Source organism: uncultured Adlercreutzia sp. (assembly GCA_910585575.1).
In the GTDB taxonomy this organism is placed as follows: Bacteria; Actinomycetota; Coriobacteriia; order Coriobacteriales; family Eggerthellaceae; genus Adlercreutzia.
In genome coordinates, this window is record CAJUFS010000025.1 from 1 (window position 1) to 222 (window position 222).

Consider the following 222-nt stretch of genomic DNA (forward strand, 5'->3'; position numbering starts at 1 on the left):
GCGCCAGGCCGCGGGAGGACAGGTCGTTCCGCTCGCAGGGGGCGCTTTTTTGCGCTCGCAATACTCTGTGCTATTGCGGGATATTCAACTAGAATAAGCGATGTCGTTTGACGTCGCTTTTTTTGTTTGAGGAGGATGCATGGTTGAGCTGAGCGAAGACAAGGTGCTGTACGCCTTCGATAAGGATCTTGAGCCCGCATTGACGGTGCCTTCGGGGACGAC